The organism is Streptomyces sp. NPDC000941, from assembly GCF_053599555.1.
This window is the reverse complement of sequence record NZ_JBSFMM010000318.1, coordinates 1-10019: the sequence shown is the minus strand read 5'-3', so window position 1 is coordinate 10019 and position 10019 is coordinate 1. Positions and strand designations below refer to the sequence as shown.

General features: G+C 72.2%; 9 protein-coding genes. 5 read left to right on the top strand and 4 right to left on the bottom strand.

All coding sequences use genetic code 11. The features are described from left to right. Positions 1-149 precede the first annotated feature (149 nt). Together ACWDSL_RS49225 and ACWDSL_RS49220 are read right to left on the bottom strand one after the other, a co-directional pair. Positions 150-2111 carry a hypothetical protein gene (locus tag ACWDSL_RS49225; protein ID WP_450495766.1) on the bottom strand — a complete coding sequence of 654 codons (1962 nt, stop codon included), beginning with the start codon at positions 2109-2111 and terminating at the stop codon, positions 150-152. A gap of 109 nt (positions 2112-2220) precedes the next feature. After that, complete coding sequence (locus ACWDSL_RS49220) at positions 2221-3612, bottom strand: transcriptional regulator (RefSeq protein ID WP_385627808.1); 1392 nt, start codon at positions 3610-3612, stop codon at positions 2221-2223. Positions 3613-4003: 391 nt separating this feature from the next. Between ACWDSL_RS49220 and ACWDSL_RS49215 the strand changes: the two genes are divergently transcribed. From ACWDSL_RS49215 to ACWDSL_RS49205, 3 genes are all read left to right on the top strand, one after another. Then, the gene (locus tag ACWDSL_RS49215; protein WP_450495764.1) at positions 4004-4687 is read left to right on the top strand and encodes a bifunctional DNA primase/polymerase; all 684 of its coding nucleotides are present in this window, start codon (positions 4004-4006) and stop codon (positions 4685-4687) included. 106 nt (positions 4688-4793) lie between these two features. Beyond that, a complete protein-coding gene (locus ACWDSL_RS49210; protein ID WP_450495763.1) occupies positions 4794-5597 on the top strand; it encodes an ABC transporter ATP-binding protein in 804 nt (267 codons plus the stop codon). Then, a complete protein-coding gene (locus tag ACWDSL_RS49205; protein ID WP_450495761.1) occupies positions 5594-7204 on the top strand; it encodes a transporter in 1611 nt (536 codons plus the stop codon). Before ACWDSL_RS49210 ends, ACWDSL_RS49205 begins: the two co-directional genes overlap by 4 nt. Before the next feature lie 9 nt (positions 7205-7213). Here the strand turns inward: ACWDSL_RS49205 and ACWDSL_RS49200 are convergent, their stop codons facing one another. Then, complete coding sequence (locus tag ACWDSL_RS49200; RefSeq protein ID WP_450495759.1) at positions 7214-7639, bottom strand: ATP-binding protein; 426 nt, start codon at positions 7637-7639, stop codon at positions 7214-7216. A gap of 134 nt (positions 7640-7773) precedes the next feature. On the opposite strand from ACWDSL_RS49200, the gene ACWDSL_RS49195 reads away from it, so the two are divergent. Next, positions 7774-8652, top strand: a complete 879-nt coding sequence (locus ACWDSL_RS49195; RefSeq protein ID WP_450495758.1) for a helix-turn-helix domain-containing protein — start codon at positions 7774-7776, stop codon at positions 8650-8652. Positions 8653-8663: 11 nt separating this feature from the next. After that, positions 8664-8861, top strand: coding sequence for a DUF397 domain-containing protein (locus tag ACWDSL_RS49190; protein ID WP_450495756.1), 198 nt, complete (start codon positions 8664-8666; stop codon positions 8859-8861). 16 nt (positions 8862-8877) lie between these two features. Here the strand turns inward: ACWDSL_RS49190 and ACWDSL_RS49185 are convergent, their stop codons facing one another. After that, positions 8878-9231: an SH3 domain-containing protein gene (locus ACWDSL_RS49185; RefSeq protein ID WP_450495755.1), complete on the bottom strand. Its 354-nt coding sequence runs from the start codon at positions 9229-9231 to the stop codon at positions 8878-8880. Positions 9232-10019 lie beyond the last annotated feature (788 nt).

The window sequence follows — 10019 nt, the reverse complement described above, 5'->3', positions numbered from 1 at the left end:
CCACCCCCCTCTCTTCCGTTTGGGCGGTCTCGCCGCGGCCCGGGGGTTCCCCCTCGGCGCACTCGCCCAATTGGGGGTGTTTTTGGCCACAGCGACACGCCGACGTTACGGCGTGTCGCTGTCCCATACTCACCGCAAAGTCACTGCGCTTACAGCTCCGTCTGCTGGTGTGGCGTCAGCCCGTACTTCGTGGCGATCGGGTTCCACAGCTCGGACGCCTTCTTCTTCGCCGTGGTCGCCTCGCCGCTCGCCCGCTCGGCCGCGCCCACCCGCGGCGTCCTGCGGGCCTGGCCCTTGTGGCAGCCCTTCTTGCCGCCGACCTGGTCGGCCCAGGCCGCGTACTGGTTGTCGGCCGTGGCGGAGGACCGCCAGGCCTTGGTCAGCGACGAGGTCAGCTGGGCGTTGTTGGGCAGCTTGTCGACGGAGATCTTGCCGAGCCGGGTCACCAGGTCGGTGCGCTGCCCGGCGGCGGTGCGCAGGTTCGTGGCCGCGGTGGACAGGTTCTTGCAGGTCTTGATGTCCTCCACGGCCTTGATCACCGCCGCCCGGCTGTTGTTGCTGTCCGCGAGCAGCGCGTCGAGCGCCTTGGCCTGCGCCTCGGCGGGGTCGGCCGCCTTGGTCTTGTCGTCGACCTTGGGGTCCGGCGTCTGGCTCTCCTCGGCCTTCGTGTCCTTCTTGTCGTCGTCGCCCCCGGCGCTGAGCGCCGCTCCGGCGGCGAGGCCGGCGATGGCGCAGACCCCGACGACGATGCCGATGAGGGCGGCGGGCGACATACGGCGACGGCCGCCGCCGCCCCGCCTGCCCGGCCCATCGCCCTCGGGCGGGCCGGGCGGGCCGGGCGGGCCGGGCGGGCCTGGCATCGGGCCCTGGTCGCTGAACTGGGGCAGTTGCTGAGTCGAGTCCGCCCCTGCGGCGGGCCCGCCGTCGGCGCGGAACAGGCCGTCGAACTCCGACGGCGGCTGCCGGTCGCCCGGCATGCCGGGCCGGATCGCGTACGGCGCGGGGCCGCCCGGCTGGGGGGCGCCGTGGCCCTGCTGCTGGGGCGGCGGCCCGGCCGCCGGGATCGGCCCGGGGAGGACCTGCGTCTCCTCGGCGGCGCCGGGGGCCGGCTGACCGGGGGCCGGCTGGCCCGGGGCGGCCTGCGGGGCTCCGTGGCGGGCGCGTCCGGGGCGGACCGCCCGCAGAACGGTGGTGGACTCTTTGTCCGATTCGGGCTGCGTTTGAGGGTGACCGGACCGGTTCTCCGGCGGCAGCGGCGTGCTCGCGGGGGCCTGGCCGGCAGCGGCCTGGGCGGGGTCCTGGCCCGGGGCGGCATGCGCCGGGGCGGCATGCGCGGGGGGAGCGGTGGGGGCCGCGCCCTCGGGCGGCAGCGGCATCGCGCCGGGCGCCTGCCCGGCAACGGGCGGTATGTACTGCGTCGCCTCGGAGTCCGCCGCGGGCGGCCCGGGGAAGCCGGGCTGCGGCGGCAGCATCTGGGTCTCGTCGGCGCCTCCGGCGAAGGGCTGCGCCTGTCTGTCCGGTGCCGGCGGCCCCCCGTGCGGCTGAGGCGGCATCGGCGGCTGCCCCTGCGGCATCTGCGGCTGCTGCCCTTGCGCGGGCGGCCAGCCCTGCTGGGCGTACGGCTGCCCATGGGCGGGCATCGGCGCACTCTGCGGCCCGCCGTACGGAGCGCCGTGCGGCGCGGCGGGACCGGCGGGCAGGCCGTTCTGCGGCGCGCCGGGGGGCGGGCTCAGCGGCGCGCCGCCCTGGAAGCCGTGCTGTGGCGCGCTCTGCGGGACGCCCTGCGGGGCGTGCTGGGGAACGTTCTGCTCGCCGTTCTGCGGCCAGCCCTGCTGGGCCTGGGCCCCGGCGTCCCCCTGGGGCTGCGGCAGCGGCTGAGGCTGCGCCGGCGCACCCGGCTGCCCGGGGGTCTGCGGTGTGGTCTGAGGCGCACCCTGCGGACCCCACGGCTGTCCCCAAGCCTGGCCACCGGCCGGGGCCGCCTGGTGCTGGTCGTGGGCCCGCTGATCGCCCTGAGCGGGCAGCACGACACCCTCGCGCACGGGCTGCGTGGGCTGCGCGGGCGGGACCGCAGGCAGCTGCGGCTCGTTCCCCTGTCCGCTCTGCGTCACCGGGACTCCTTGGCTATACGACTTACGGAATCAACGGCTCACGCTACCGGGTCCCCGGACAGTGCGGTGCCCGGCGACCCTGGGGAGAACGAGACACTTGTCACCCGTCTCAGGCGGCCTGGACCTCCAACCGCGCCCCGAATTCCCGCACCACCGGCTCGTCCCGATACGGCTCGAGCCGCTGCTGGAAGTCGTCCAGATACTCCACCCCCCGGTTGGAGCGCAGGGATCCGAGCAGTTCGACCGCCTGGGTCCCGGTGTGGCAGGCCTGTTCCACATCGCGCTGCTGCACATGCGCCGTGGCCAACAGCAACAGCCCGATCGCCCGCCGCCGCACCCGACTGTCCGGATGGCCTTCCAGGGCCTCCTCCGCGCGGCGCCTGGCGGGCTCGGCCTGGCCGAGGTCGCGATGGCAGTGGGCCAACTCGTCCGCCAGATAGGCGTGGTCGAAATGACGGATCCAGGCGGGGTCGTCGCCGGTCTCGCCCCCGCTGCCCGCCGCCCGCTCCATGGCGTCGAGCGCGCGGCCCGCCGCGACCTGGCAGGCGCGCCCGTCGCCGAGCAGCGCGTGGCCGCGGGCCTCCGCTGCCAGGAACAGCGATTCGGCACGCGGCGGCACCTGCCCGCGCGCGCCTTCCTGCGCGGCCTTCGCCAACTGGGCGATCTCCCGCGGGTTCCCGAGCTGGGCCGCGAGATGGCTCATGCTGGCGGCGAGCACATAGCCGCCGTAACCCCGGTCCCCGGCGGCCTGGGCCAGCCGCAGCGCCTGGATGTAGTAGCGCTGGGCGAGCCCCGACTGGCCGGTGTCGACCGCCATATAGCCGGCCAGCTCGGTCAGCCTGGCGACTGCGGCGAACAGTTCGCGCCCGACCGATTCGCGGTACGAGCCGGCCAGCAGCCCGGAGACCACGCTGTTGAGGTAGTGGACGACGACGGGGCGCACATGGCCGCTCCCGTACCGGTGGTCGAGCTCGATGAGCGCGTCGGTGGTCGCCCGCACCGCCGCCACGTCGGACCTGCCGACCTTCGCCCCGGCCGTCCGCGCGACCTGGGAGTCCGCCCCGGTGATCAGCCAGTCCCGGCTGGGCTCCACCAGCGCCGAGGCCGCGACCGTAGAACCGCTCAGAAAGTCACGGCGCCCGACGTCGCTCCGCCACAACTCGCAGACCTGCTCTATCGCGCCGAGGACGGTGGGCGAGAACTGCAGCCCCACGCCCGAGGCGAGGTTCTTGCCGTTGGCCATGCCGATCTCGTCGATCGTGACCGTACGGCCGAGCTTGCGGCCGAGCGCCTCGGCGATGATGCCCGGGGCCCGGCCCCTCGGCTGCTGGCCGCGCAGCCAGCGGGCGACCGAGGTCTTGTCGTAGCGCAGATCGAGGCCGTGCTCGGCGCCGCACATGTTGACCCTGCGCGCCAAGCCGGCGTTGGAACACGCGGCTTCCTGGATGAGCGCCTGCAGCCTCTCGTTCGGCTGCCGCGCCACAAGCGGCCTAGCGGCCATGGTCATACCCCCAGTGACTGCTGTGCGTTTACGGCGGATGCCGTCCCTGTTGATCACTGCCCCGCAGATATCGCGGATACGCCAGGCATGTGCGGAGAATGCAGGACTTGCCCGAATTGACCGCGATCGTGCGCGTACGGCGCCGACAGGAGTCCGGGACCGCACCACTGGAACACGGCACGGCCTACCGGACACTCGTACGCCCGTCACGCATGGTGGCTACCCGCTCACGCAGCCGCGTCCCCATGCGCGCCCCCGGCCGTGCACCCATGCGCCCCACATGCCCGGAGCATGCTTCCTTTCTTCCCTTCAGTACTCGGCTCCGCCGGCACGGCGGGGTGGGGCGTAACCCCCGCAGACCCCTGGAGTTGTGCTGGTCGTGGACGAGACCATGGACGTGACAAACGACGTGACCGACGATGTGACAGGAGCACCACAGATCCCCCAACAGCGCGGGGAGCGGCTGCGGGACGCCGCGGTGCGCTATGCGGAGGAACGGCACTGGGACGTGCTCCCCGGCGCCTGGCTGGAGCCCGTGGCCGGCCCGGGCCAGTGGTGGGACCAGTGCTGCTGCGGCGCGGCCGACTGCCCCTCCCCCGGCGCCCATCCGACCCGCGCCGACTGGGCGGACCAGGCGACCGGCAGCCCCGTCGTCGCGCGCCGGATGTGGGCCAAGGCGCCGCGCGCCTCGATCCTGCTGCCGACCGGACGCACCTTCGACGCGCTGGACGTACCGGAGACGGCGGGCTGTCTGGCGCTGGCGCGCATGGAGCGCAGGGACGTCGAACTCGGCCCGGTCACCTCCACCCCGGAGCGCCGGATGCTGTTCTTCGTCCTGCCGGGCGCCGCCGCCAAGATCCCGCACCTGGTACGGAACCAGGGCTGGCCGCCCTCCTCGATCGACCTCGTGGCGCGCGGCGAGGGCGACTACGTGGTGGCGCCGCCCACCCGCGTGGGCCGGCACGGCTCCTCTGTCCAGTGGGCACGCCGCCCGACCGCCGCCAACCGCTGGCTCCCCGACGCCGAGGAGTTGGTCAGCGCCCTCGCCTACGCCTGCGGCCGCGAAGGGCGCTGAGGCGCGCCGACGCTCGCCGGGTACCGGCGCCCGCAAAGGCTGCCCCTATCGTGGGCGGCGGACGGGGGCGCTGACCGGGCCTCCGCGCGTTCGAAAGGGGGACCCGGTGGCAGCGGAGCCGGAGGAGAGCGGAAAGCCGGCCATACCGGCGGTGCTCGTACGGGGGCTGTGGAAGCGGTACGGGGAGCAGGTCGCCGTCGCCGGGATCGATCTGGAGCTGCCCGCCGGGCGGTTCATCGGACTGGTCGGGCCCAACGGCGCGGGCAAGACGACCACCTTGTCGATGGTGACCGGGCTGCTGCGGCCCGACTCCGGCAGCGTCGAGGTCGGCGGGCACGACGTATGGCGGGACCCGGTCGCGGTGAAGGCCCGGATCGGGGTGCTGCCCGAGGGGCTGCGGCTGTTCGAGCGGCTGTCGGGCCGCGAACTCCTCGACTACACCGGGCGGCTGCGCGGGCTGCCCGCCGACGAGGTCCACAAGCGCGCCACCCAGTTGCTGGACGTGCTCGACCTCGCTGGGGCGCAGCACAAGCTGGTCGTCGACTACTCGACCGGTATGCGGAAGAAGATCGGCCTGGCCGCCGCGCTCCTCCACAATCCGGAAGTCCTCTTTCTGGACGAGCCCTTCGAGGGCGTGGACCCGGTGTCCGCACAGACGATCCGCGGGGTGCTGGAGCGCTACACCCGCTCCGGCGCCACCGTCGTCTTCTCCAGCCACGTCATGGAGCTGGTGGAGTCGCTGTGCGACTGGGTCGCGGTGCTGGCCTCCGGCCGCATCCGGGCCCACGGCCCGCTGGCGGAGGTACGGGGCGCGGCGCCGTCGCTGCAGGACGCCTTCCTGGAACTGGTCGGCGCGAACGACCGGGCGGCCGGCCATGACCTCGACTGGCTGGGCGGCGGCGCCCGATGACCGCCACCGGCCCGCTCACCGCGCTCTTCGTCCGGCTCAAGCTGTCCCTGCTGCGCAACGGGCTGCGGCAGTCCGCCGGGCGCCGCGCCGCGTACGTGACCTCCGTCGTGGTCACGCTGCTCATCGCGGCGCTCCAGCTGCTCGGTCTGATCGCGCTGCGCGGCAACGACCACGCCGCCGCGCTGGTCACCCTCCTCGCCGCGGTCTTCGCCCTCGGCTGGGCCGTGATGCCGCTGTTCTTCCCCGGCGGCGACGAAACCCTCGACCCCACGCGGCTGGTGATGCTGCCGCTGCGGCCCCGCCCGCTGGTCGCCGCCCTGCTGGTGTCCTCGCTGATCGGCATCGGCCCGCTGTTCACCCTCACCCTCATCACCGGCTCGGTGATCGCCGTGGCGCACGGCGCGGCGGCCGCGGCGACGGGTGTGGTGGCCGTGGTGGTGGCGATGCTGCTGTGCGTGGCGCTGTCCCGGGCCGTCGCGACCGCCAACACCCAGCTGCTGACCAGCCGCCGGGGCCGCGATCTGGCCCTGCTCAGCGGCCTGTTCGTAGCGGTGGGCGCACAGCTGGTCAATGTAGGGGTGGGGCAGCTGTCCGGCGAGGACGGGCTGTCCTCCCTGGAGCCGGTGGCGGACGTACTGCGCTGGGTGCCGCCCGCCGCGGCGATCGACGCGGTCCAGGGCGTCGGCGACGGCTCGTACGGGACCGCGGCCGCCCAGCTCGCCCTGTCGGCGGGGCTGCTGGCGCTGCTGCTGTGGTGGTGGCAGCGCGGTCTGACCCACCTGATGACCTCACCGGACTCCTCGACCATCCAGGCGGCCGAGCCCAGCCGCAAGCGCCCCGGCTCGACTGCCGCACGGCCCGCCCTGCACCGGCTGCTGCCCGAGAACCGCACCGGCACGGTCGTGCTGCGCACGCTGCGCTACGCCTGGCGGGACCCGAAGACCAAGTCCGCGTGGGTGACCTCGCTGGCCGTCGGCCTGCTGGTGCCGGTCGTCACCACGGTCCAGGGCGCCGGCAGCGTCTACGCCTCCTGCTGGGCCGCGGGGCTGCTCGGCATGCAGATGTACAACCAGTTCGGGCAGGACTCCTCCGCCTTCTGGATGGTGGCGCAGACGATCTCCGCACCACGCGACGCCTATCTGGAGCTGCGCGGGCGCGCGCTGGCCCTCGCGCTGGTCGGCGTGCCCTACGTCACGCTGGCGGTGCTGGGCGCGGCCGCGCTCATGGACGAATGGGCGGCGGTCCCCGACGCGCTCGGCCTCGCCCTGGCACTGTTCGGCGCGCTGGTCGCGACCGGCGCCATGACCTCGGCCCTGTACCCGTACTCCATTCCGCAGGACAGCGGCTACAAGAACGTGGCGCCGGGGCAGGCGGGCCTGGCCTGGATCGGCATCCTCGGCGGAATGGTCACCGGCGCGGTGCTGTGCGCCCCGGTGCTGGCGGCGACGATCTGGATGCATGTCGCGGACGCGGATGAGATGTTGTGGCTGATGCTGCCGCTGGGCGCGGTGTACGGCGCCGGGGTCGCCCTGGGCGGCCTGCGCTTGGCCGCGCCGCGGACGGCGGCGCGGCTGCCGGAGATCCTGGCGGCGGTCACCAAGGGCTGAGCCCCGCCCTTACGAGCCTCCTGTGGTCAGGGAGAACCACACACCTTTGCCCTGCGCCCCTCCGACCCCCAGCGGGGCGCCGGGGCTCGTACCCCACTTGTCCGCCAGCGCATCCACGATGTGCAGGCCCCGGCCGCCCTCGGCGTCGAGGTTTGGTGGGCGGAGACGGGGTTCGGTCAGGTTGCCGTCGTAGACCGTGACGCAGACCTCGGCGGGCTCGACGGCGAGCCAGAGGACGGAGCCGTTGCCGGGGGCGTGGCCGTAGGCGTTGGCGGCGAGTTCTGCGGTGCACAGTGCCGCGGTGCCGACTGCGTCGTTGAGCTCTAAGCGACGTAGGACGGACGTGACGAAGTCGCGGGCGATGCCGGGGGATGTTTCGAGGGGCGGGCAGTAGAGCGTGTACGAGTGGGGTCGGTTCGGCCTGAAATTGCCCATGCGCTGGCTTCTCTCGTGAGCGATGCGTGAGAGTTACGTCACAGACCGTAGAGGTCATGCATGTACCGGCGCAACCATGTCCGCGAAAGTCATCACACCGAGTGTGGACCGTGGCAGGGTGGAGCGGCACACTCATGAGCGACCGGGAGAAGGGCTCGATGCCGCCGAGGAGTAATCCCACAGCACGCCAGGTGCGCCTGGGAGTTGAGCTGCGCAAGATGCGCGAGGCGGCGGGCATGCCCGCCCGTGAAGCGGGCGCCCTGCTCGGAGGCGGGCAGCCTCAGATCAGCCACATCGAGACGGGGCGCTACGGGATCAGCGAGGAGCGCGTGCGCCGCCTCGCGGCGTTCTACAGGTGCGCCGACACCGCGCTCATCGACGCCCTGACGGCCATGACTTACGAACAGCGCGGCCAAGGATGGTGGGAGGACTACCGGGGGACCCTCCCCGCGCCGTTCCTGGACCTCGCCGAATTAGAGCACCACGCCGCCTACCTGTACTCCATCGACATCACGCACATCCCCGGAATCCTGCAGACCGAGGATTACGCACGCACTGTCTTCTCCCACACGATTCCGCCGCTCCCACCGGCTGATTTGGACGCCCGCGTGGCCCATCGCATGAAGCGGAGGAAGATCTTCGAGCGCGAGGCGCCTCCGACGCACAGGGCCATCATTCACGAAGCCGCATTGCGAATGCGGTTCGGCGGCCGGAAGGTCACCCGCGCACAGCTCGAATACCTCCAAGAGCAGTGCGAGCGGCCGAACATCACCGTACGCGTAGTCCCCTTCGCGTCAGAGGGATACGTCGGCGCCAGCCGAGCGATGCTCTACGCCGGAGGAACCGTGCCCAAACTCGATACCGTGCAGGTCGAATCAGCGCTCGGCGCGACCTTCTTGGACGCGCAATCGCATCTCGAGAGCTACCGCACCGCATTCACAGCGGTCGAAGAAGCAGCGCTCAGCGACACCGATTCCCGAGATCTCATTCACACCATCGCGCAGGAAGCATGAAGGGTAGAACCGTGACCACACCCGCCACATGGCAGAAGTCGTCATTCTCCGAGACTCACGGCGCTTGCGTGGAGCTGGCCGCTGTCCACGGGGCGATACGACTCCGGGAGAGCGACGACCCCGGCATCGTCATCACAACAGCCCCCCGCCCCCTCGGCACCCTCATACGCGGCATCAAGGCAGGCGAGTTCGACCGCTTCAGCGCATAGCCGATGGTGGTACGGGTCAGTCGAGGTACTTGCTGGAGACCCAGCCCCTCGTGCCGGCCGCGATTCCCGAGTGGGTCCGCTTCGTGATCTTTCCGTACGACCAGCTCTTCTCGAAGTCCCGAAGGCCGCCCGTCCGGCAGAAGTAGCGGAATGAATCCCCCCGGTAAAGCGTCCCGATCACGCGATAACGCTTTCCGGGCCCTGTCCGGAATGTTGCACCGCTGGTGCGGACCTTGAAATTCACATCGGGCGAATTGAACTGGCACGCCGACGACCCCACCGCGGACGCCGTCGGCGCCAGGGCCAGCGATCCCCCCAGCAGCAACGCGGCCGTCAACGCGATCGCAGAAGCTCTGTACTTGGCCTGCACGCGAGCCCACCCCCCGTGATCAGGAACCATTTCATCATCGCGCAGAAGAGAATAGCACCGAGCATTCGGGATGCGACGCCCCCGGGAACGTGCCACAGCAACTCCCCTAGTTCTCCGCGAGGTTGGCAGAACGGATGGAACCAATCCGGCAAGTGGACGCGTCATTACCCCTTTTAGCCCTCACCGAGCCCTCCTTGCACACGAACGGGGCGGGACGAGTCGCGGGAGGCGGCCCGCACGCTCCGCCGCGCTGCGCGTGGGCTGCGGCGTGCGCTTCGCTTCGCCCGCGCCTACGCGCCGTCTCGCGGCATGCGGCTCACGCGGGTGCGGGTTTCGTCTCGGACCCTCCGGGTCCAAAGCGGCGGCAGCGGGAGGGAAGGGGGCGGCCGGCCCAGCGTTCCGGTCCCTCGGCCCGGCGGGCGGCTGAGCTCAAAGAGGCTCCGCTGCGCTCCGCCGCGACTGCTGCCGCGCGGTGGCCAGTGAGCCGGCCCAGCGGCGCGCTGGACCGGGGCTCGGGAGCACGACGGATGGGCGAGCACCGGCAGCCAGGACCGCCTCTCCACCCACCTGCTCTCAGAAAACCACTTGATGCGGTACTTGATGCAGAGCAAGCATCTTTTTAAGAGCAGGCGGGTGGAGAGCCCCGACCGGACCAGCCCCCACCGCTCCGGACGACCACCCACCGCTGCGCCACCCGCCGACCGATGAGAGCCCGTCGGGCCGGACGGCGACGATGCCTCGGCGCCCCCTCCCCGTTCCCGCTGCCGGCCGCTGTGCGCCGAAGGCGC